This window comes from Bacillus sp. FCW2, assembly GCF_021228595.1.
Classification (GTDB): domain Bacteria; phylum Bacillota; class Bacilli; order Bacillales; family Bacillaceae; genus Bacillus; species Bacillus velezensis.
In genome coordinates, this window is record NZ_CP089436.1 from 1215067 (window position 1) to 1237959 (window position 22893).

A 22893-nucleotide genomic window follows, 5' to 3' on the forward strand; every position below is an offset into this window, starting at 1 on the left:
TATGGAAGAAGATTAAACAAAACGGCAAAAAGAATCCGGCTGCTGCCAGCCGGAAAGGGAGGGAAATGGGGATGTCATAGTGTTTTCGTTACATTTTGATCAGAGTATTGAGAGCTTGAAGATTGAGATGTACTGGATTGATTCATTTGCAGGACCAACCCTGTATTTCCCCCTCCTGAGCCGTAGACGGTTTTTGATACGGTTAAAGGACTTATCGAAAACGCACCGCCGACATTGACAACCCCGTTTCCGGAAAGACTGTTAATCGTAATAGGAAAACCAGCCATCATATACGGTCTCCTTTCTATTAATCTATTTACTATATGTACGCTGTGTGTTAGAAATAGGAGTAAACAAAGCGGTAAAAACTTGTGAATCAAAAAAACTGCCGGACATCCGGCAGTTTTTTAGTCTACTTTTCAAACGGCACCCAGCCGCCTGTATTCTGAATCATTTCCCATAACGGTTCAGGAAGTCGGTATTTCTCAATTTCAGATGCTTGAATGGCTTTTTCGATTTCCTGTTCGCGGCCTTCTTTGACCAGTACCGCCCATTCGGGGTTAATCAAAATGACACGTCCCAGAGCCACCAGCGGAATTCCGCTTTCTAATACGGCAAGCGCTTCGTCCGCGGTATAGATGGAACCGACGGCCATCAGCGGCACTTTATGGCCGACGCGTTCGTTTAATAAATCCATCCGGGTCCGTGAAGTATCCGCCCCGCGGCGGGCTTTGGAATTGACATCCATCAGTGAAATATGCAGATAATCCAAGTTCTCTTCCGCAAGCGCGTCGGCGAGAATGAATGTTTCTTTCATTGTAAGCCCCGGTGTTTCCGGCTCTTCCGGTGACAGGCGGTAGCCGAGAACGAATGGATTTTCAGCGTGTGTATCAATTGCCTGTTTGACAGCGTTAACGACTGCAAGCGGGAACGCAAGGCGCTTTTCATCGCTTCCGCCCCAGCGGTCTGTGCGCCGGTTTGTTTTCGGTGAATAAAATTGGTGAATCAGGTACCCGTTTGCCCCGTGAATTTCAACACCGTCAAAGCCGGCTTCAATCGCTCTGCGTGTCGCTTCGCCGAATGCTTTCACGATGTGCTCAATTTCTTGTTCGGTGAGAGCCCGGGACGTTTGTCTCCCGTCTTCTTCTGAGCCGCTCGGACTGACGACGTCGTTGTTTGGCACGAGTTCAGGAGGGCATTCCAATCCTCCGTGGTGAATCTGCACAACGGCTTTCGCTCCTTGAGACTGGATCGCCTGAGCGAGTTTTTTCAAGCCGGGAATGTGAGAATCATCATAGATGCCGGGCTGGCCTGGAAACGCTTTGCCGTCTGGCGTTACGTTTGCACATGCCGTAATGACCATGCCCATTTCTTTTGAACGGGGAGTAATGTAGCTTAATTCACGGTCGGAAATCGTTCCGTCATCATTTGATGAATAGTGTGTCATGGGTGCGACTGAAATACGGTTTGGTATGGTGACGCCGCTTTCGAACGTAAAAGGTTCAAACAGCGGTTTATAAGTTTGCTTCATCATTTCGCCTTCTTCCTTAGGAGTTTAACTCGTCCGTATTCTAGCTTATGTTTTAATTGTGTGCAATTATTTTGCTTGTTCTTCTTCCTGAGGTTATGACCGGCTGAACCATTTAAACGAATGAAACGGTTTTCTCCGTTCTTTTTCAGGATCTTTATATCCTCCTGAAATTTGATGGCCGATCGAGCTGAATATGACAGCGGCGGCGAAGAGGAGAATGATTTTTTTCATATGCATATCTTCTTTCTTATCTTTTACAAGGTTATTTATAAGCATACGCTTGTGCGAAAAAACCGTCAATTTGTTTATTCTTTTTTCCACTTTCCTGCGGCGAATATCGTTCCGATCTGAATCACAACACTTAACAGAGCGCACACTGCCACAACTGTGTTGCTGTCCATAGAAGACACCCTCCTTTTTGTTAGGTTGATGTATCATATGACAGCTGTCTCTGTTTTGACAAAACCGTAATGCGGTGTTTCATATTTTTCAACACAAAAAGAGCGCTTTTTTAAGCGCCTTTACTTTTTTTTCAGCCGGTTCAAAGCGATTTGAACGGCGATGGCGTCATCCAGGTAGCCGATCGGAAACATGTAATCCGGAATGACGTCGGTCGCTAAAATATAATACAGCAGCGCGCTCCCGAGAATCGCGCGGTCTTCAGCCGGTGTTGATTCATCCATATACTGATGATGCATGTTTTTCAAATGATCAATAAAAGGGCCGACGCTTTCTTCATTGTCCATTTTCTTTTGAAACTCATCGCAAATCAGGCGATGGCCTTGCTGGGTTTTGGCATATTGTTCATATCTGGTCAGTTCGCGTTCAATTTGCTCCCGGGAAAAAGGCTGATCAAACATCTCGGCCATATTCAGCATATCCTGAATCGCGTGCATCGGGTCTTGCGGCGCAGCTTCTTTTTCATGGCCGATGTCTATGCCTGACGCCTCAAGCAATTCCTCCAGCGGGGTGCGGAGATGTTTTGAAAATTCCTGAAGATGCTTTAAATTGGCCTTCTGTTTTCCGTTTATAATCCGGGAGATGGTGGCCGTATCAATGTTTGTTAAGGCGCCGAGTTTTCTCATGGAGAGCGAGTGCTTATCAAGCAGTGATTTTAAAAGGGGCCCCAGTGTCTTATTTTTATTTTCTGTCAAGGGTGTCACCTCGTTTCCGCCGGAATGATGATCATTAATCAATAATTTTTGCAGAAAAGGTACCTTTTCTGTGCTGCTGAATAGGATAGTGTAGATTCAACGGCACAACATGTTGAAAAGACATCAAAGAATGGAGAGAAACGAACATGGCTTGGTTATTGATTTTAGGTTTGGCAGTGTCCTCGAGCATTGATAATTTAGGAGTGGGGATGTCATACGGCATCAGAAAAATCAAAATATCGCATGCGTCGAATATGATGATCGCTTTTATCTGTTTTGTATTCAGTTATATCGGAATTTATTTCGGCAAATGGATTTCAGCCGTTTTACCGGGCTTTCTTCCTGTATTGCTGGGGGCGTTTATTTTATCTGTCATCGGTATCCGCATCATTCTGCTGGCTGTGCCGAGAAAAACAGCGCGTGTTGGCGCGTCAGGAAAAAAAGCCCGTTTTGCCGGTCTGCTGCAAAATCCGGAGGCAGCGGATGCCGACGGTTCGGGAGAAATCGGTATATTGGAATCCATGGTTCTCGGGGTGGCCGTATCCGCAAATGCGCTGACCAACGGATTAAGCGCGGGGTTGATCGGGCTTTCTCCCGCTGCCATTTCCATCACTGCGGCGGTCGGAAGCTTTTTGACCATATGGGTCGGCTGCTCGCTTGGAAAAAAAGCCGCATCATTGCGCATCGGTTCTTTTCACGTCGGACAGTTCAGTACGGTGCTGAGCGGAGTGATTATTCTCATCATTGCTGCCAATACGCTGCTCTTTTAAGTTGTCCCGTTCATTTTATGAAAAGCTCAAAATAAATATGAATGTTTCTATTCGGGAGAGCGCATGACGCGGCTCTCTTTTTTTGCCGATCTGATATTTTTTCAAAATGAACAGAAAGTCGTCCGTTTCCGTTAAATTCTGCATATTCGGCCTTCAGACAGAACCTTTTTCATAGACTGATCAGCTTGTTTTCTTTCTAAGTTCAGGTAAACAGCAGGCCAGATAGCCTTCATTCCAAATATGTAAAAGCGCTGGAGGAATGAAGGCTCCCTTTACAAATCGGCCATTCTGTTCAAAGATAAAGCCGAATGAGAAAACGTGAGGTGATCTGTGTGAAGTCTGTCATACTTCTGATCTTCACCGCATGGCTGTTATCAGGCTGCGAGTATACCGCGGAGGCTGATGCGGCGCCGTCATTTACACAGGAAGGAACATTTATAAAAGCGGCCGGAAACGATACAATCGCGGTCGAAATTGACGGAGAAAGGCAAGAGGTGAAGGTGCCTTTCGCCAAGCGGTTTGAATGTCAGTCTCTGCCTGAACATACGGCGGTGCAAATCACCTATAAAAAAGAGAGCAACGGACAATTACGGCTTGAGGAACTGAAAAAAGAAACAGATATGTGAAAACGGGGAGGAAAAAAACGTGGGTTTACTGACAAAAAGCGCTGCTGCCTTCGGTGCCGCTCTGCTTCTGCTTGCGCCGTCTGCTTATGCAGCTGAACCTTTGCAAGGGAAAACCATTTATATCGATGCCGGACATGGCGGAGAAGACAGCGGGGCTGGCGGAAATGGACTGCTTGAGAAAAACATCAATTTAGCGGTGTCAAACAAGGTGATCGCCAAATTGGAGACAGAAGGCGCAAAACCTGTAGCTTCAAGGACTGACGATACTTTTTTACGTTTGGACGAGCGGGTGGCGAAAGCAAGCGCCAGCCAATCCGATTTATTCGTCAGCCTCCATACGAATTCAGCCGTATCAACGGCAACGGGCACGGAAACGTATTTTAATTCGACATATGAAGGCGCAGACAGCGAAAGGCTTGCTTCCGACATCCAGCAGCAGCTTGTCACGTCTTTAGGGATGAGGGACAGAGGCGTAAAAGAAGCTCCTTTTTATGTCATTACATATTCAAAGATGCCGAGTGTGCTGGCTGAATTAGGTTTTATCACAAATCCTCAAGATGCGGACAAGCTGAAAAGCGATAACGGACAAGAGCACGCCGCGGACGCCGTTGTAAACGGAATCGAAACCTATTACAGCGGCCGGTAATTATAAAATATGTGTAAATAGCGCCCTCCTTATGTGCATAACGATTATAATAGAGAAAACCGATGACAAACACCTGAGGTGACACATATGACGAATATTTTTGCCCACCGGGGGGCGTCGGGCGACTGCCCGGAAAATACGATGCCCGCGTTCAAAAAAGCGATTGAGGACGGGGCTGACGGAATTGAACTTGATGTACAGATGACAAAAGACGGCCGCATCGTGGTCATTCACGATGAAACCCTCGACCGCACGACGTCTTTGAAAGGATTTGTGAAAGATACGGCGTATGACAAAATCAGAACCGCCGATGCCGCCGGAAAATGGAAAGATGCTTTTAAAGGTGTCAGAATTCCGCTTTTGTCAGATGTGCTGCGTTTTGCGGAACGTGCTGATTTTCTGATAAACATTGAGCTGAAAAACAGTGTATTCCGTTACGAAGGAATGGAAGAAGAAGTGATTAAAAAAGTCAGATATTACGGACTGGAAAAGCGCGTTATTTTTTCTTCATTTAATCATGAGAGTCTCGCGGTTTGCCACGCCCTGGCGCCTGAAATTGAACGGGCGGTGCTGACAATGGATGTGCTGTACCGGCCTGAACGGTATCTTGCAGCCATTCCCGCTTCGGGTTATCATCCGAAGCTCGGTACGCCGGCGGTGAGCGCTGAAGTGATCAAACATCTTGCAAAACACCAAGCGGCGCTCCGTCCGTTCACCGTCAATCGTCCTGAGGATATGAAGCAGCTGATGAAAGCGGGAGCAGACGCGATTTTTACCGATTATCCAAAGCTGGCTGTTTCTATAAAAGAAGAATGCCGCAGCTGAGAAGACTGTTCAGACAGTCTTCTTTTTTTTATGGGCGGGAAAAAGACGGTGCAATCATAACGCGGTCAGCCGGTTCATATATTGTAACAGGGCGTTTTGTGTAAGCGTTATCTTTTATCTTGTTGAAAGTGAGGCAAAATTGTGGGAAAAACGGTTATCGTCAGTGCGGCAAGAACGCCGTTCGGAAAATTCGGCGGCGCATTAAAAGAGGTAAAGGCAGCCGAGCTTGGCGGCATTGCCATAAAAGAAGCAATCAAGCGCGCCGCTATCAGTGAAAGCGAAGCGGAAGGAGCGGTGATGGGAATGGTCGTCCAGGCGGGTGCCGGGCAGATTCCGGCACGGCAGGCTGCAAGATATGCCGGGCTTCCGTGGTCCGTTCCGGCTGAAACCATTAATAAGGTCTGTGCATCAGGGCTCAGAGCCGTTACCATCTGTGATCAAATGATCCGGGCGAAAGATGCGGACGTGCTGATTGCAGGCGGAATGGAAAGCATGAGCAACATTCCGTACGCCATTCCGGCCGGCCGCTGGGGTGTGAGGATGGGGGACGGGGTGTTTCAGGATTTAATGGTTCATGACGGGCTGACCTGTGCGTTCGACCAGGTGCATATGGCTGTCCACGGAAGCACTGCGGCCAAAAAGTACGGCATTTCCCGGGATGAACAGGATCATTACGCTCTTTTGAGCCAGAAACGCGCGGCAGAGGCGTCTGAAGCGGGCAAATTGCGTGAAGAAATTGTCCCTGTCACCTGGACTGGCAAAAAAGGCAAACAGCATACTGTTGAAGCGGATGAGGGGCTGCGCCCTGATACGAGCCTTGAGCAGCTTGCAGCGCTCAAGCCAATTTTTACAGCCGACGGAACGGTTACAGCCGGAAACGCTCCCGGTGTAAATGACGGGGCCGGAGCATTTGTGCTGATGTCAGAGGAAAAAGCCGCGAAGCAGCATGTCAGGCCGCTCGCAGCGATACTTGGCTTTGCGTCAGTCGGACTGGAAGCGTCCGAGCTGGCAAGCGCCCCGGGAGAGGCCATCAGCCGGCTCTTGACAAAAACCGGACTGTCCGTTGACGATATTGATTTGTTTGAAGTAAATGAAGCATTTGCGTCCGTCGTGCTCGTGAGTGAAAAAATAGCCGGGTTCAGCCGGGAGAAAGTGAATGTAAACGGAGGGGCAATCGCGTTCGGCCACCCGATCGGCGCAAGCGGAGCGAGAATCATCATGAGTTTAATATACGAATTAAAGCGTCGCGGAGGAGGTTTAGGCATAGCGGCTATATGCAGCGGAGCGGCTCAAGGAGATGCCGTCCTGCTGGAGGTGTACTGATCAAAGGAGGGAGCGCCGGATGAAGATGAAAACAATCATGGTCGCAGGTGCCGGTCAGATGGGAGCAGGCATCGCTCAGACGGCTGCAGAAGCCGGGTTTGCCGTCAAGTTATACGATTGGGAGCCGGAAACGGTAACAAAAGGTCTTCACCGCATAAAGGCAAACCTGGAGAAAGAGCAGGCAAAAGGACGGAAGTCACAGCAGGAGATAGATGCCGCTTTCAGCCGTATTTCCCCGGCAGAACTCAGAGAAGCGGGAGATGCTGATTTTGTTATTGAAGCCATTGCCGAAAACAAAAAAGCAAAAGCGGAATTGTTTGACACACTAGATAAAATCTGTCCCCCGCATGCCGTATTGGCAAGCAATACGTCTTCTCTTCCCATTACGGAGCTTGCCGCGGCCACAAAAAGGCCTGAAAAAGTAATCGGCATGCATTTTATGAATCCGGTTCCTGTCATGGAGCTTGTCGAAGTCATCAGAGGACTCGCCACATCGGAAGAAACAGCGGAAACAGTAAAGAAGCTTGCCGTCCGGATGAATAAAACCCCTGTCGAAGTCAATGACTTCCCGGGCTTTATATCTAATCGCATATTAATGCCGATGATTAACGAAGCCGTTTATTGCCTTTACGAAGGAGCAGCTTCAAAGGAAGCGATTGATGAGGTGATGAAGCTCGGCATGCGGCATCCGATGGGTCCTTTAACATTAGCTGACTTCATCGGGCTGGATACGTGCCTTTCCATTATGGAGGTTCTCTATGCGGGGCTCGGAGATCCGAAATACCGCCCATGCCCTCTGCTCAGAAAATATGTCAGCGCCGGCTGGCTCGGCAAAAAAAGCGGGCGCGGTTTTTATGAGTACGGCAGATGACGTAAAGATCATGAGGGGAGACGGCAGCCATGCATTTTACAGAAGAGCACATCATGATGAGAAAAATGGTGCGTGATTTTGCCCGCAAGGAAATCGCGCCGGTGGTTGAGCTCATGGAATCAACAGATGAATTTCCGGAGCGGCTGATTAAAAAAATGGGCGAAGCGGGATTGATGGGCATTCCCGTCCCGGAAGCTTACGGCGGGGCGGGTGCTGATACAACATCTTACATTTTAGCGATTCATGAAATATCAAAAGTCAGCGCGGCCGTCGGCGTCATTTTATCCGTCCACACATCGGTAGGGACAATCCCGATTTTGCATTTCGGGACAGAAGCCCAAAAACAAACGTATATTCCGAAGCTGGCAGCGGGCGAATATATTGGGGCGTTTGCGCTTACTGAGCCTCAATCCGGATCTGATGCGGGAAGCCTGAAAACAACGGCCGTGCGAAAAGGCGGTTCATATATTCTGAACGGTTCAAAAATCTTTATTACAAACGGCGGAGCGGCAGATCTGTATCTGACATTCGCCATAACCGATCCGGGTAAGGGGAGAAAGGGGATTTCCGCGTTTATCGTTGAAAAAAACACACCCGGTTTTTCTGTCGGAAAAAAAGAAAAAAAGCTCGGATTGTTAGGTTCCAATACTGTCGAATTGCAGTTTGACCAAGCGGAAATTCCGATTGAAAACCGGCTCGGCGAAGAGGGCGAGGGCTTTTCAATCGCCATGAAAAACCTTGACGTCGGACGGATCGGCATAGCGGCTCAGGCGCTCGGGATTATCGAAGCGGCGCTCGGCTGCTCGGTGGAGTACGCCAAAACCCGCAGCCAGTTCGGCAGACCCATCGCTTCGAATCAGGCCGTTTCATTTAAATTATCTGACATGGCGACGAATGCGGAAGCTGCCAAATTATTGGTCTATCATGCTGCTGATCTGTATCAGCGAGGGCTTCCGTGCGGAAAAGAAGCGTCTATGGCGAAGCAATTCGCGTCCGATGCGGCGATGAAAGCGGCGGTGGAGGCTGTGCAGATTCACGGCGGCTACGGCTATATGAAAGAATATCCCGCGGAGCGTTTATTTCGGGATGCGAAAGTCACGCAAATCTATGAAGGAACCAATGAGATTCAAAGGCTGATTATTTCTAAGTATCTTCTTCAATAAAAAGTGCGCAAAGGAGCGAAACCATGGAATCTTATTCTCCCGGTTTAGATGGCGTCATTGCGGTGGAAACGGGGATTTCTTTCCTGGATACACAGCAGGGCAGTATTTTAATCAAAGGCCACGATCTGATTGAGCTTTCTAAAACGGCCGGCTATATGGACATTGTTCATCTCTTATTGGAAGACAGACTTCCTGATGCGAAAGAGAAGGCGGCGCTTGAAGAAGACGTTCGGCGCGGCGGACATCTTCCCGAGGAAATCTTGCACATATGCCGTCTGCTGCCCGAACATACTCACCCGATGGACGGACTGAGGACGGGTTTGTCCGCCCTTGGAGGCTTTGACAAGGACATCGATGACCGTTCATCTTCCGTAAATCAGCACCGCGTACGCGGACTGATAGGCAAAATGCCGAATCTGACGGTCAACAGCTATCGAGTCATCAACGGGCTGGAGCCTTTGGCGCCGGTCGGAACCTTATCATACAGCGCAAACTTTTTATATATGATTACCGGAAAAACGCCGTCATCTTTGGAAGAAGAAATCTTCGACCGGTCGCTTCTTTTATACAGTGAGCATGAATTGCCGAACTCAACGTTTACGGCCCGTGTCATTGCTTCGACGCAATCGGATATTTACGGCGCGCTGACCGGAGCCGTCGCCTCGCTTAAAGGAAACCTTCACGGCGGCGCGAACGAAGCGGTTATGTACATGCTTGAAGAAGCGAAGGATACAGACGGGTTTACACAATTGTTAACTCAAAAACTCGCAAACAAAGAAAAAATCATGGGCTTCGGCCACCGTGTCTACATGAAAAAAATGGACCCGAGGGCGCTCATGATGAAAGAAGCGTTAAAAAAGCTGTCTGATCTTTCAGGTGATTTCCGTCTTTATAATATGTGTGAAGCCGGTGAAACCGTCATGAGGGAGAAAAAAGGCCTTTATCCGAATTTAGATTACTACGCAGCGCCGGTCTATTACATGCTTGGCATCCCGATCCCGCTGTACACGCCTATATTCTTCAGCGCACGGACGGTCGGACTGTGCGCCCACGTTATTGAACAGCACAGCCGAAACCGGCTTTTCCGCCCGCGTGTCCGCTATACCGGAGCGCGCCTGTAAACAGATGAGAAAGGAAGATGAAAACATGACAGAACCCCGCCGAATGGACGCTGTAATCGAAGAGATTTCTGACTACGTGCTCCATCAGGAGATTGACAGTTCAGAAGCATTCACTACGGCAGGACATGTGCTTCTTGATACGATAGGCTGCGGAATTTTGGCGCTCAGCTATCCCGAATGTACAAAGCTGCTCGGCCCGATTGTCCCGGGAACCTCCGTGCCCAACGGCAGCAGAGTCCCGGGCACGCCTTTTGTTTTAGACCCTGTCACGGCTGCTTTTAATATCGGCTGTATCAACAGGTGGCTCGATTATAATGATACGTGGCTTGCTGCGGAATGGGGTCATCCGTCTGACAATCTCGGAGGCATATTGGCTTGTGCGGATTATATATCCAGAGTGCGGATTTCAGAAGGGAAAGAACCGCTTATCGTGCGCGATGTGCTTTGCGCAATGATCAAAGCGCACGAAATTCAAGGAATTCTCGCTTTGGAAAACAGCTTAAACAGAGTGGGGCTTGACCATGTGCTGTTTGTGAAAGTGGCGACTGCGGCTGTTTGCGCACAAATGCTGGGCGGCTCAAGAGAGGAAATCAATAACGCCGTATCTCACGCTTGGATTGATAATTCAAGCCTCAGAACGTATCGTCATGCGCCGAACACCGGATCACGCAAATCATGGGCGGCCGGCGACGCGACGAGCAGAGGCGTATATTTGGCCCTTATGGCGCAAAAAGGTGAAATGGGGTACCCGACGGCTCTGACCGCATCTGGGTGGGGATTTCAAGACGTACTGTTTAACCGGCAGGAAATGAAGCTTGCCCGCCCGCTTGGGTCCTATGTGATGGAGAATGTTTTATTTAAAGTATCCTACCCGGCTGAATTTCACGCCCAGACAGCGGCGGAATGCGCGGTCCGGCTTCATCCGGAGGTGAAAGACCGCATTGAAGACATTGATAGGATCACGATTATGACCCATGAGTCGGCAATCCGGATTATCGATAAAAAAGGGCCGCTTCACAATCCGGCTGACCGGGATCACTGCCTCCAGTATATTACGGCAATCGGGCTGCTTTTCGGAGATATCACGGCGGATCATTATGAAGAGGAAACGGCGTCTGACCCGCGAATTGATACATTGCGGAGCAAAATGGAGGTGACGGAACACAAAGCGTACTCAAAAGATTACTTAGACCCGAATAAGCGATCCATATCAAATGCCGTACAGGTGCATTTTACAGACGGCACGGCTACGGGACGGATTGAATGTGAATACCCGCTCGGACACCGGTTCCGCAGAAAAGAAGCCGTTCCGAAGATTCTTGCCAAGTTTTCAGCAAACATCAGCACTCATTTTTCATTGAAGCAGCAGCGAAAAATCGAAGAGGCCTGCGAACATAGCGGCCGAATGCAGAAGCTCAGCGTTAGTGAATTTATGGACTTATTTCTCGTATAAAATAGGAGGGTGACAAACATGACGTGGATCGTCAGCGAGCAGTCGTCTCAAGAGGAGCTTGCAGAGCGGTTCCGTACGCTGATGGCAGCGCCGGATCTATTGCAGATCCCCGGCGCTCACGATGCGATGGCCGCTCTTATCGCCAAGAAAACGGGGTTTTCGGCTCTTTATTTATCAGGCGCGGCTTACACGGCGAGCAGAGGGCTGCCCGATTTAGGGATCATCACGTCGGCGGAAATGGCTGAACGGGTTAAAGATCTGGTCCGCTCGTCTGATCTGCCCGTCCTTGTCGATATTGACACGGGTTTCGGAGGAGTGCTGAATGCCGCCCGGACGGCGAAAGAAATGTATGAAGCGCGCGCGGCCGCCGTCCAGATGGAGGATCAGCGCCTGCCGAAAAAATGCGGACATCTGAATGGGAAGCAGCTCGTGCCGATTGAAGAAATGGCGCAAAAAATCCAAGCGGTCAAGCGGGCCGCGCCGACCCTTCTTGTTGTTGCGAGAACAGACGCCAGACAGCAGGAAGGGCTGGAGGGGGCATTAACAAGGGCGTCCGCTTATATAAAAGCGGGTGCTGACGCTGTTTTTCCGGAAGCGCTCCAATCCGAAAGTGAATTCAGAGCGTTTTCCAAACAAATCAGTGTGCCGATTCTCGCTAACATGACTGAATTCGGAAAAACGCCGTATTACAGTGCTGATGAATTTTCCGATATGGGCTGTCAGATGGTCATTTACCCGGTCACGTCACTCAGAACGGCGGCCAAGGCTTTTGAGCGTATTTTCCGCCTTCTGAAAGAAGAAGGCTCGCAAAAAGAGGGGCTTTCAGATATGCAGACGAGAAAAGAATTATATGAAACGATCGCTTACGATGACTATGAAGAACTGGATCAATCCATTGCCAAAACGATACTGCCGGACGACTGAAAAAGCCCTTTTTTTTGCAAGGGCTTTTTTTACAGCTTTTTTTTCCTGAACCGCGGGCTGACTTGATTGCGTTTCCGATCTCTGTACAAAATAAACCCGGCCAGAACATAAAGGCCGAACAAAAAAAACGCCAAACCGGCCGCCCCCTGAAGAAAAAGGGACGGAAACGGGGAAAACACATGCCCGAATAATGCATCTCTCATCAGCTTAATGCCGAGCGCCGCGACAGCGCCGGGGAGGACCAAAATCAAAAGCGCAACAAGCCGGCTCATATTCAGAAAACCCCTTTACGATATGATTTCCTTTATTGTCCAATCGAAAAAATATTTTGTCAAGAGATCAAAACGTGGTAACATAGGGGTTGTGCAAATTATTGCAACGGAAAATACAGGTGTGCAAATTTTTTCATATAAAGGGGTATCGGGATGCAGAAGGTGCTGATTATAGGTGCTGGTAAAGGAGGCACGGCGCTCCTACAGATTTTGATGAAAACAAAGCTGATCCGGATTATTGCGGTGGTTGATCAAGATCCGGAGGCGCAAGGGCTGCAAGAAGCCCGGAAATATGGAATTGCAACCTCATCAGATTGGAAACCTTACATAACCGAAGATATAGATATTATCATCCATACAACAGGCGATAAAGCGGTCATGGATGAGCTGCTCCATGAGAAAAAAGAACAAACCATCGTCATGCCGGGAAAATTGGCGTACATGGTGTTTCAGCTGATGGAGGAAAAACAGCAGCTTATCCAAATGCTCAAGTCGCAGACGTATAAGCATGACCGGATTTTTAATTCAACGCACGACGGCATGATTTTTATAGACGTCAACGAAACGATCATTTTATTTAATCAGATGGCAGAAAAAATGGTCGGTCAAAAACGGGAGGATGTCATCGGCCGCCAAATTAAAGATGTAGTGCCGAACACAAAGCTGCCGCGGATTCTGGAAACGAGAGAGCCGGAATATAACCAGAAGCAGCTTCTCGGAAAGCACCTGCAGATTGTCACGACAAGACTGCCGATCATTGATGAAGGCGGAAAACTTCTCGGCGCGTTATGCGTGTTTAAAGACATCACCGACGCAGTTGAACTGGCGGAAGAGGTCACGAACTTAAAACAAATCCGCACCATGCTTGAAGCGATTATTCAATCCTCAGACGAGGCCATTTCCGTCGTTGATGAAAACGGCATCGGAATGTTAATCAACAAAGCGTATACAAAAATGACCGGGCTGTCAGAAAGCGAAGTCATCGGAAAACCCGCTTCCACCGATATCTCAGAAGGGGAAAGCATGCACCTGAAAGTATTGGGGACAAGGCGGCCTGTGCGGGGTGTGAGAATGAAGGTCGGCCCCAATAAAAAGGATGTCATCGTAAATGTTGCCCCCGTTATTGTGGACGGTATTTTAAAAGGCAGCGTCGGCGTCATTCACGATGTGTCAGAAATTAAAACGCTGACTGCTGAGCTGAATCGGGCGCGCCAGATCATCCGCACGCTTGAAGCGAAATACACGTTTGATGACATTATCGGCACGAGTGAACAAATGCTGGTCGCCCTTGAACAGGCGAAGCTCGGGGCGAAAACGCCGGCGACGATTCTGCTGCGGGGAGAATCCGGCACAGGAAAAGAACTTTTCGCCCACGCCATCCATAATGAAAGCGACCGAAAATACAATAAATTCATCCGGGTCAATTGTGCGGCCCTTTCTGAATCCCTGCTAGAATCCGAGCTTTTCGGCTATGAGGAAGGCGCGTTTACGGGCGCGAGGCGCGGGGGCAAAAAAGGACTTTTTGAGGAAGCGAATAACGGCAGCATTTTCTTAGATGAAATCGGAGAGCTGACCCAAAGCACCCAGGCAAAGCTGCTCAGAGTTCTGCAGGAAAAAGAAATTATCAGGGTCGGCGGCGCTAAAGCGATTTCTGTCAATGTCAGAATTATCGCAGCGACAAACGTCAACATCGAAAAGGCCATGGCGGAAGGCGCGTTCCGTGAAGACCTGTATTACCGGATTAACCGCTATCCGATCTCAATCCCGCCGCTTCGGCAGCGCAAAGAAGATATTGAAGCGCTGAGCATTCGGCTCATTGAAAAAATCAATCAGGATTACGGCCGCAATGTAAAGGGGCTCGCGCCGAACGCGCTGCGTGCTTTATCAGCCTACAGCTGGCCGGGAAACGTCCGGGAGCTTGAAAATGTTCTCGGACGGGCAATGATATTTTTAGAGCCGCACATGGAACGGATCGAACAGCAGCATCTGCCTGTTTTTGAATCAGAGCTGAATGAAAAAAACGGCACCCAAAGTGATTTTCCGGATGTGGAAGGGGAAAAGCTGTCTCAGGCTGTTGAAAAATTTGAAGCGCACGTCATTCAAAAAACGCTTGAAAAGCATAAATTCAACCGAACCAAAACGGCAAAAGCGCTTGGTGTCAGCATTCGGAATCTGTACTACAAAATGGACAAGTACGGCCTTGCAAATGACGGCATGCAATAAATTGCAGAGAAAGCGCAAACAGCTGCATGTTTTCTTGAAAAAAGCCGGAATAAACCCTCCCGCATATTTGGCACGGAACTTGCATTGTTAAAAGCGGATTCGCACAAGGAAGGTGGTACAAAATGAAGCTGAGAGACCTAGTTGAAAAAGCCGCGGCAAAAAACGCAAAAACCATTGCAGTGGCCCACGCAGCAGATAAAGAAGTGATCCAGGCCGTCAAAATGGCGGCAGAACACTTGTCGGCACGATTTTTACTGACGGGTGACAGCGGAAAGCTGAAAGAGCTTCTGGCAAATGAGCCGAAGTTCAATGCTGAAATCATCCACGCCGATTCACCCGAAGAATCTGCGGCAAAAGCAGTGCGCGCAGTGCGTGAACAAGAGGCGGACATTTTAATGAAAGGGAATCTCCCGAGCTCAACTCTTCTGAAATCGGTTTTAAACCGCCATGAAGGGCTTCGTTCAAAAAGGGTGTTATCACATGTAGCCGTTTTTGAGGTGCCGGACTATGACCGGCTGATGTATGTGACTGATTCAGCGCTGAACATTGCCCCGTCTCTTGAAGAGCTCGGGCATATTCTGCAAAATGCGGTTCATGTCGCACATTCAGTAGGGAACCCTATGCCGAAAGCCGCAGTCCTTGCCGCTATTGAAACGGTTAATCCGAAAATGGAGGCGACGCTGAACGCGGCTGCGATCGTCCAGATGTGCAACAGAGGACAGATTACCGGCTGCATTGCGGACGGACCGCTTGCTTTGGATAATGCCGTATCCCAAGCGGCTGCGCTGCAAAAAGGGATTTCCGGAAGCGTAGCGGGCCAGGCGGATATTCTCTTGGTTCCTTCAATCGAGGCCGGAAATATGCTTTATAAGTCAATGATTTATTTTGCGAAAGCAAATGTTGCTGCCGTCATCGCCGGTGCAAAAGCGCCGATCGCATTAACGAGCAGAGCGGATACCGCAGAAAATAAACTGTATTCAATTGCGCTTGCGATTTGCGCATCACAAGAACAGTAGGAGGAACGAACCTATGGAAATTTTTAAATATATGGAGACTTATGATTACGAACAATTGGTATTCTGCCAAGATGAACAATCCGGATTAAAAGCGATCATCGCGATTCATGATACGACGCTCGGCCCTGCACTCGGCGGAACAAGAATGTGGACATATGACAGTGAAGAAGCGGCGATTGAAGATGCACTAAGACTCGCAAAAGGCATGACTTATAAAAATGCGGCTGCCGGTTTAAACTTAGGCGGCGGGAAAACCGTTATTATCGGAGACCCCCGCAAAGATAAAAATGAAGAAATGTTCCGCGCGTTCGGCCGGTACATCCAAGGCTTAAACGGAAGGTATATTACGGCGGAAGACGTCGGCACCACCGTTGAAGATATGGACATCATTCATGATGAAACAGACTATGTAACCGGAATTTCTCCGGCATTCGGTTCATCAGGAAATCCGTCCCCGGTTACGGCGTACGGCGTCTATAAAGGGATGAAAGCTGCAGCGAAAGCGGCGTTTGGCACTGATTCACTGGAAGGTAAAACAATTGCCGTGCAAGGCGTGGGAAATGTGGCTTACAATCTATGCCGCCACCTTCACGAAGAAGGCGCTTCTTTAATCGTAACGGATATCAATAAAGAATCTGTTAAACGTGCCGTTGAGGACTTCGGCGCCCGCGCAGTTGATCCCGACGACATTTACTCACAGGCGTGCGATATTTATGCCCCATGTGCTCTCGGCGCCGTCATTAACGATGACACGATTAAACAGCTGAAGGCGAAAGTCATTGCGGGAGCGGCCAATAACCAGCTGAAAGAAACACGTCACGGCGATACCATTCATGAAATGGGAATCGTATACGCTCCGGATTATGTCATCAATGCAGGCGGCGTCGTCAATGTGGCCGATGAGCTTTACGGCTACAATGCTGAGCGGGCTTTGAAAAAGGTTGAAGGCATCTATGCAAACATTGAGCGGGTGCTCGATATTTCCGCGCGTGACGGCATTCCGACATACTTAGCGGCTGACCGTCTGGCTGAGGAACGAATTGAGCGCATGCGCCGTTCAAGAAGCCAGTTTCTGCAAAACGGCCAAAGTATATTAAGCAGACGATAGGAATTTGATCTGGAGGTATGAAAATGTTCGAAAAGGAAAAACGCATTCTCATTCTGAATCCAGGCTCAACATCAACGAAAATCGGTGTCTTTCACAATGAACGCTGTATCTTTGAAAAGACGCTGCGGCATCCCGAAGAAGAGCTGAAAACATTTAACAGCATTATCGACCAATACGAATTTCGAAAAATAAGCATTCTTGAGTCTTTGCACGAACAGGGCATCAACATTTCAAAGTTCGATGCCGTTTGTGCCAGGGGCGGCCTGCTCAGACCGATTGAGGGCGGCACATATGAAGTGAATGACGCCATGATCACTGATTTGAAAAACGGCTACAACGGCCAGCATGCTTCTAATCTGGGCGGAATTATTGCCAGGGAAATAGCTGACGGATTAAATATCCCCGCGTATATCGTCGATCCGGTCGTGGTGGATGAGATGACTCCGCTCGCTAAAGTATCAGGAATGCCTGAAATCAAGCGGAAAAGCATTTTCCATGCTTTGAACCAAAAAGCTGTTGCCCGTCAGGCGGCGGCATCCCTCGGCAAACGGTATGAACAGATGAAGATGATCGTCACTCATATGGGCGGCGGCACCACAGTCGGTGTCCATGATTGCGGACGGGTGACAGATGTCAACAACGGGCTTCACGGAGAAGGCCCCTTCAGCCCGGAGCGCGCGGGAACCGTTCCGGCGGGTGATTTGGTGGAAATGTGTTTTTCCGGCAAGTATTCAAAAGCCGATATGATGAAAAAACTTGTCGGCACGGGCGGACTCTCCGGCTACCTGGGGACAACGGACGCGGTCAAAGTGGAAAAACGCATTCAGGCCGGAGATGAAAACGCGCGTCTCATTTATGACGCCATGGCTTATCAAGTAGCAAAAGAAATCGGGGCGGCAAGCGCCGTTTTAAAAGGAAAAGTAGACATTATCGTCCTGACGGGCGGATTGGCGTACGGGAAAAGTTTCGTATCCGCTATCAGATCGTACATAGATTGGATTTCGGATGTACTGGTGTACCCGGGAGAAAATGAACTGCAATCTCTCGCGCAAGGCGCGCTTCGGGTTTTAGCCGGTGAGGAGCAGTCAAAGCAATATCAGATCGGCGAAGGAGTGAAAACAAATGGCGACTGAGTATGATGTGGTCATTCTGGGCGGCGGCACAGGCGGTTATGTAGCCGCCATCAGAGCGGCCCAGCTCGGCTTAAAAACGGCCGTTGTAGAAAAAGAAAAGCTCGGCGGAACATGCCTGCATAAAGGATGTATTCCGAGTAAAGCGCTGTTAAGAAGCGCGGAAGTGTACCGAACCGCAAAGGAAGCGGCAGCATTCGGCATTGAAACGGAAGGTGTCTCCCTCCGCTTTGACAGCGTGCAAAAACGAAAGCAGGGAATCGTTGACCGGCTGGCCGGCGGTGTCGCCCACTTGATGAAAAAGGGGAAGATTGATGTATTCAACGGGTACGGACGTATGCTCGGCCCTTCCATCTTCTCACCTCTTCCCGGTACAGTTTCCGTCGAATACGCAAATGGTGAAGAAAACGACATGCTGATACCGAAACAATTGATTATCGCAACCGGTTCAAGGCCGAAAATGCTGCCGGGTTTAGAAGCAGACGGTACATATATTCTGACATCAGATGAAGCGTTAGAGCTTAAACGTCTGCCCCAATCCATGATGATCGTCGGCGGCGGTGTCATCGGAATTGAATGGGCATCCATGCTGAACGATTTCGGCGTCAATATCACTGTGATTGAATATGCGGACCGCATTTTGCCGACTGAAGACCGTGATATTTCAAGCGAGATGGAAAAACTGTTAACGAAAAAAGGAATTAAAATCGTGACGGGTGCGAAAGTGCTTCCGGATACATTGGAAAAAGCGGACGGCGTTTCAATTGCCGCTGAAAAGAATGGAAAAAAAGAAACGTATCACGCGGAACAAATGCTTGTTTCCATCGGCCGCCAGCCGAACATTGAAGGGATCGGCCTTGAAAACACGGACATTGAAGCGGAAAACGGTTCTATCATCGTGAACGAAGCCGGGCAGACGAAGGAATCGCACATTTATGCGATCGGTGATGTTGTCGGCGGGCTGCAGCTTGCGCATGTGGCCTCCCGTGAAGGCATCATTGCCGTTGAGCATATGGCGGGTCTTAATCCGGCTCCGCTTGATGCCGCTCTTGTGCCGAAATGCATTTATTCAAATCCGGAAGCGGCGAGCGTCGGTCTGACAGAAGAGGAAGCTCTTCGAAAAGGGCATGAACTGAAAATCGGGAAGTTTCCGTTCATGGCGATCGGAAAGGCTCTTGTATACGGAGAAAGCGACGGCTTTGTCAAAATCGTCGCCGATCGGAATACAGATGATATTCTCGGTGTTCATATGATCGGCCCGCACGTCACCGATATGATCTCTGAAGCGGGGCTTGCCAAGGTGCTCGATGCGACGCCTTGGGAAATCGGCCAGTCCATACATCCGCATCCGTCGCTGTCAGAAGCGATTGGAGAAGCTGCGTTAGCCGCAGACGGAAACGCGATTCATTTTTAAAAGGAAAGAAGGAGGGGTTTGAATGACTACAAACCGCCATCAAGCATTAGGGCTCTCTGACGAAGAAGCCGTTGAAATGTATAGAACCATGCTGTTAGCCAGAAAAATCGACGAAAGAATGTGGCTCTTAAACCGCTCGGGCAAAATTCCGTTCGTTGTTTCATGTCAAGGACAGGAAGCGGCACAAGTAGGCGCGGCCTATGCCTTAAACCGTGATACCGACTATGTACTTCCTTACTACAGAGATATAGGGGTTGTGCTTGCATTCGGTATGACTGCAAAGGATTTGATGATGTCCGGTTTTGCGAAAGCGGCTGACCCGAACTCAGGCGGAAGGCAGATGCCGGGCCACTTCGGGCAAAAGGAAAACAGAATCGTAACGGGCTCATCCCCTGTTACGACGCAGGTTCCTCATGCGGTCGGAATCGCGCTTGCGGGACGCATGGATAAAAAGGATATCGTCTCTTTTGTTACCTTTGGAGAAGGATCTTCCAACCAGGGGGATTTTCACGAAGGGGCAAACTTTGCCGCCGTGTATAAACTGCCGGTCATTTTCATGTGTGAAAACAATAAGTATGCCATTTCTGTCCCGTATGACAAACAGGTGGCGTGCGAGAAAATATCCGACCGGGCGGCAGGCTACGGCATGCCGGGAGTCACTGTTGACGGAAACGACCTGCTGGAAGTTTACCGAGTCGTAAAAGAAGCGCGCGAACGGGCGTCTAAAGGCGAAGGCCCTACATTAATAGAAACGGTTTCCTACCGTTTGACGCCGCATTCCAGTGATGACGACGACAGCAGCTACAGAGAACGCGAAGAAGTAGAAGAAGCGAAGAAACAAGATCCGCTTCTTTTATACAAAGCATACTTGCAAGAAGCCGGGCTTCTAGGTGAAGAAGAAGAAAAGACCATGCTGGATGACATCATGGCTATCGTAAACGAAGCGACAGACGAAGCGGAGAAAGCGCCATACGCATCTCCTGAATCAACGCTTGATCACGTTTATGCGAAGTAGGGAGGAATACTTATGTCTGTAATGTCTTATATTGACAGTATTAATGCAGCAATGAAAGAAGAAATGGAAAGAGATCCGCGCGTGTTTGTTCTCGGGGAAGACGTCGGGAGAAAAGGCGGCGTGTTTAAAGCAACGGCGGGTCTCTATGAACAGTTCGGAGAAGAGCGCGTGATGGATACGCCGCTTGCTGAATCAGCGATTGCCGGTGTCGGGATCGGCGCCGCGATGTACGGCATGCGTCCGATTGCCGAGATGCAGTTTGCCGATTTCATTCTGCCTGCGGTCAACCAAATCATTTCAGAAGCGGCAAAAATACGCTACCGTTCAAACAATGATTGGAGCTGTCCGATGGTCATCAGAGCGCCTTACGGCGGCGGCGTGCACGGCGCGTTGTATCATTCCCAATCTGTGGAGGCCATTTTTGCCAACCAGCCGGGCCTTAAAATTGTCATGCCTTCAACTCCTTATGACGCAAAAGGGCTGTTGAAAGCTGCAGTCCGTGACGAAGATCCGGTGCTGTTTTTCGAACATAAGAGGGCGTACCGCCTGATTAAAGGCGAAGTCCCTGCGGATGATTACGTCCTTCCGATCGGAAAGGCGGATGTAAAACGCGAAGGCAGCGACATTACTGTCATTACGTACGGATTATGCGTCCATTTTGCTCTGCAGGCTGCCGAGCGTCTTGAAAAAGACGGAATTTCCACGCACGTATTAGACTTGCGTACGGTTTATCCGTTAGATAAAGAAGCCATCATTGAAGCCGCGTCTAAAACGGGAAAAGTATTGCTGATCACGGAAGATACGAAAGAAGGCGGTATTATGAGCGAGGTCGCCGCCATTATTTCTGAAAACTGCTTATTTGATTTAGACGCGCCGATCAAGCGGCTTGCAGGTCCTGACGTTCCGGCAATGCCTTATGCGCCGACAATGGAAAAATACTTCATGATGAATCCTGACAAAGCAGAAGCCGCGATGAGAGAATTAGCGGAGTTTTAAAGACGTAAGGAGGTTTTTGACATGGCGATTGAACAAATGGCTATGCCTCAGCTCGGAGAGAGCGTGACGGAAGGGACGATCAGCAAGTGGCTGGTATCCCCCGGTGATCAAGTGAATAAATATGACCCCATCGCGGAGGTCATGACAGATAAAGTGAACGCGGAGGTGCCGTCTTCTTTTACCGGTACGATTACAGAACTTGTAGGAGAAGAAGGCCAGACTCTTGCAGTCGGCGAGATCATCTGCAAAATTGAAACAGAAGAAACGGAAACCGAAGAGGCGCCGAAGCGGGAAGAAGAGCAGAATACCCCTTCAGACACCGATGCAAACCTCCAAGGTAAAGATCAGTCAAATAAAGCGCGTTATTCGCCGGCCGTGCTCAGATTAGCGGGGGAACACGGCATTCAGCTTGAAGAAGTTGAAGGAACGGGTGCAGGCGGAAGAATTACGCGAAAAGACATTCAAAAGATCATTGATTCGGGAATGAAGCAGAAATCGGAAGCACCGGCGCCGGCTGCTGTTCAAACAACGCAACAAGCGCCGAAACAACAGCAAAAACAAGCACCGGCACCCGCTCTGTCAGCCGGTGATATTGAAATTCCGGTTACAGGCGTCAGAAAAGCCATCGCCGCCAATATGCATAAAAGCAAAACAGAAATTCCGCATGCCTGGACGATGATGGAAGTCGACGTCACGAACATGACGGCGTACAGAAACAGCATTAAAGACTCATTTAAACAAAAAGAAGGCTTCAATTTAACGTTTTTCGCTTTCTTTGTAAAAGCGGCGGCGCAGGCTCTCAAAGAGTTCCCGCAGATGAACAGCATGTGGGCGGGAGACAAAATCGTCCAAAAGAAAGACATCAACATCTCCATTGCCGTTGCCACGGAAGATTCGCTGTTTGTTCCGGTTATTAAGCATGCTGATGAAAAAACGATTAAAGGCATAGCCAGAGAAATAACGGACCTTGCGAAAAAAGTGAGAAACGGAAAACTTACCGCGGAAGATATGCAGGGCGGCACATTTACCGTCAATAACACGGGATCTTTCGGCTCAGTTCAATCTATGGGCATTATCAACCATCCGCAGGCGGCGATTCTTCAGGTAGAATCTATCGTCAAACGACCGGTTGTCATGAATAACGGGATGATCGCCGTTCGTGATATGGTTAATCTTTGCCTGTCTTTAGATCACAGAGTGCTCGACGGGCTCGTGTGCGGCCGATTCCTCGGACGCGTCAAAGAGATCTTAGAAAACATTGATGAACATACGTCAGTATATTAAAAAAACTCCTTTTGCCCGGGCGGCAAAA

At 49.2% G+C, this 22893-nt stretch carries 23 protein-coding genes; 18 read left to right on the forward strand and 5 right to left on the reverse strand.

Features of this window, described 5'->3' with window-relative positions:
* Window positions 1-74 precede the first annotated feature (74 nt).
* From K3G25_RS06200 to K3G25_RS06215, 4 genes are all read right to left on the reverse strand, one after another.
* Window positions 75-287 carry a spore germination protein gene (locus K3G25_RS06200; protein ID WP_029973891.1) on the reverse strand — a complete coding sequence of 71 codons (213 nt, stop codon included), beginning with the start codon at window positions 285-287 and terminating at the stop codon, window positions 75-77.
* 125 nt (window positions 288-412) lie between these two features.
* Window positions 413-1531, reverse strand: coding sequence for an NADH-dependent flavin oxidoreductase (locus K3G25_RS06205; protein WP_029973892.1), 1119 nt, complete (start codon window positions 1529-1531; stop codon window positions 413-415).
* A 93-nt stretch (window positions 1532-1624) separates the two neighbouring features.
* Complete coding sequence (locus K3G25_RS06210) at window positions 1625-1762, reverse strand: hypothetical protein (protein WP_014470646.1); 138 nt, start codon at window positions 1760-1762, stop codon at window positions 1625-1627.
* 290 nt (window positions 1763-2052) lie between these two features.
* On the reverse strand, window positions 2053-2685 hold the full coding sequence (locus tag K3G25_RS06215; RefSeq protein WP_014418348.1) for a helix-turn-helix domain-containing protein: 633 nt from the start codon (window positions 2683-2685) through the stop codon (window positions 2053-2055).
* Between the two features lie 146 nt (window positions 2686-2831).
* On the opposite strand from K3G25_RS06215, the gene ytaF reads away from it, so the two are divergent.
* The 10 genes from ytaF to prpB all read left to right on the forward strand — a co-directional run bounded on the left by ytaF (window position 2832) and on the right by prpB (window position 12407).
* A complete protein-coding gene (gene ytaF / locus K3G25_RS06220; protein ID WP_029973893.1) occupies window positions 2832-3455 on the forward strand; it encodes a sporulation membrane protein YtaF in 624 nt (207 codons plus the stop codon).
* Window positions 3456-3763: 308 nt separating this feature from the next.
* Window positions 3764-4081, forward strand: a complete 318-nt coding sequence (locus K3G25_RS06225) for a hypothetical protein (RefSeq protein WP_014721488.1) — start codon at window positions 3764-3766, stop codon at window positions 4079-4081.
* Between the two features lie 19 nt (window positions 4082-4100).
* Window positions 4101-4727: an N-acetylmuramoyl-L-alanine amidase family protein gene (locus tag K3G25_RS06230; protein ID WP_029973894.1), complete on the forward strand. Its 627-nt coding sequence runs from the start codon at window positions 4101-4103 to the stop codon at window positions 4725-4727.
* An 87-nt stretch (window positions 4728-4814) separates the two neighbouring features.
* Window positions 4815-5552, forward strand: coding sequence for a glycerophosphodiester phosphodiesterase (locus tag K3G25_RS06235; RefSeq protein ID WP_015240188.1), 738 nt, complete (start codon window positions 4815-4817; stop codon window positions 5550-5552).
* Between the two features lie 141 nt (window positions 5553-5693).
* Complete coding sequence (locus tag K3G25_RS06240) at window positions 5694-6875, forward strand: acetyl-CoA C-acetyltransferase (RefSeq protein WP_017418118.1); 1182 nt, start codon at window positions 5694-5696, stop codon at window positions 6873-6875.
* A 19-nt stretch (window positions 6876-6894) separates the two neighbouring features.
* Window positions 6895-7746, forward strand: coding sequence for a 3-hydroxybutyryl-CoA dehydrogenase (locus tag K3G25_RS06245; RefSeq protein ID WP_029973895.1), 852 nt, complete (start codon window positions 6895-6897; stop codon window positions 7744-7746).
* Window positions 7747-7775: 29 nt separating this feature from the next.
* Window positions 7776-8909, forward strand: a complete 1134-nt coding sequence (locus K3G25_RS06250; RefSeq protein ID WP_014418343.1) for an acyl-CoA dehydrogenase — start codon at window positions 7776-7778, stop codon at window positions 8907-8909.
* A 23-nt stretch (window positions 8910-8932) separates the two neighbouring features.
* Window positions 8933-10030 carry a citrate synthase gene (gene mmgD / locus K3G25_RS06255; protein ID WP_007612474.1) on the forward strand — a complete coding sequence of 366 codons (1098 nt, stop codon included), beginning with the start codon at window positions 8933-8935 and terminating at the stop codon, window positions 10028-10030.
* 25 nt (window positions 10031-10055) lie between these two features.
* Window positions 10056-11483 carry a bifunctional 2-methylcitrate dehydratase/aconitate hydratase gene (locus K3G25_RS06260; RefSeq protein ID WP_017418115.1) on the forward strand — a complete coding sequence of 476 codons (1428 nt, stop codon included), beginning with the start codon at window positions 10056-10058 and terminating at the stop codon, window positions 11481-11483.
* 18 nt (window positions 11484-11501) lie between these two features.
* On the forward strand, window positions 11502-12407 hold the full coding sequence (prpB, locus tag K3G25_RS06265) for a methylisocitrate lyase (protein ID WP_022552985.1): 906 nt from the start codon (window positions 11502-11504) through the stop codon (window positions 12405-12407).
* A 29-nt stretch (window positions 12408-12436) separates the two neighbouring features.
* Here prpB and K3G25_RS06270 read toward each other — a convergent pair whose 3' ends face one another.
* Complete coding sequence (locus K3G25_RS06270) at window positions 12437-12679, reverse strand: DUF2627 domain-containing protein (RefSeq protein WP_014418340.1); 243 nt, start codon at window positions 12677-12679, stop codon at window positions 12437-12439.
* Between the two features lie 153 nt (window positions 12680-12832).
* On the opposite strand from K3G25_RS06270, the gene K3G25_RS06275 reads away from it, so the two are divergent.
* The 8 genes from K3G25_RS06275 to K3G25_RS06310 all read left to right on the forward strand — a co-directional run bounded on the left by K3G25_RS06275 (window position 12833) and on the right by K3G25_RS06310 (window position 22865).
* Window positions 12833-14902 carry a sigma-54 interaction domain-containing protein gene (locus K3G25_RS06275; protein WP_021494294.1) on the forward strand — a complete coding sequence of 690 codons (2070 nt, stop codon included), beginning with the start codon at window positions 12833-12835 and terminating at the stop codon, window positions 14900-14902.
* A gap of 122 nt (window positions 14903-15024) precedes the next feature.
* Window positions 15025-15918 (forward strand): phosphate butyryltransferase, encoded by an 894-nt coding sequence (yqiS, locus tag K3G25_RS06280; protein ID WP_014418338.1) that lies wholly within the window; start codon window positions 15025-15027, stop codon window positions 15916-15918.
* A gap of 13 nt (window positions 15919-15931) precedes the next feature.
* Window positions 15932-17026: a branched-chain amino acid dehydrogenase gene (bcd, locus tag K3G25_RS06285; RefSeq protein ID WP_165882261.1), complete on the forward strand. Its 1095-nt coding sequence runs from the start codon at window positions 15932-15934 to the stop codon at window positions 17024-17026.
* 17 nt (window positions 17027-17043) lie between these two features.
* Window positions 17044-18159 (forward strand): butyrate kinase, encoded by a 1116-nt coding sequence (buk, locus tag K3G25_RS06290; protein WP_014721483.1) that lies wholly within the window; start codon window positions 17044-17046, stop codon window positions 18157-18159.
* The gene (gene lpdA / locus K3G25_RS06295; protein WP_232489628.1) at window positions 18149-19570 is read left to right on the forward strand and encodes a dihydrolipoyl dehydrogenase; all 1422 of its coding nucleotides are present in this window, start codon (window positions 18149-18151) and stop codon (window positions 19568-19570) included. The genes buk and lpdA overlap by 11 nt, the downstream gene beginning before the upstream one ends.
* Before the next feature lie 22 nt (window positions 19571-19592).
* Window positions 19593-20585 carry a thiamine pyrophosphate-dependent dehydrogenase E1 component subunit alpha gene (locus K3G25_RS06300; RefSeq protein WP_032874085.1) on the forward strand — a complete coding sequence of 331 codons (993 nt, stop codon included), beginning with the start codon at window positions 19593-19595 and terminating at the stop codon, window positions 20583-20585.
* 12 nt (window positions 20586-20597) lie between these two features.
* A complete protein-coding gene (gene bfmBAB / locus K3G25_RS06305) occupies window positions 20598-21581 on the forward strand; it encodes a 3-methyl-2-oxobutanoate dehydrogenase subunit beta (RefSeq protein WP_014418335.1) in 984 nt (327 codons plus the stop codon).
* A 21-nt stretch (window positions 21582-21602) separates the two neighbouring features.
* Window positions 21603-22865 carry a dihydrolipoamide acetyltransferase family protein gene (locus K3G25_RS06310; protein WP_128496714.1) on the forward strand — a complete coding sequence of 421 codons (1263 nt, stop codon included), beginning with the start codon at window positions 21603-21605 and terminating at the stop codon, window positions 22863-22865.
* Window positions 22866-22893: the final 28 nt, after the last annotated feature.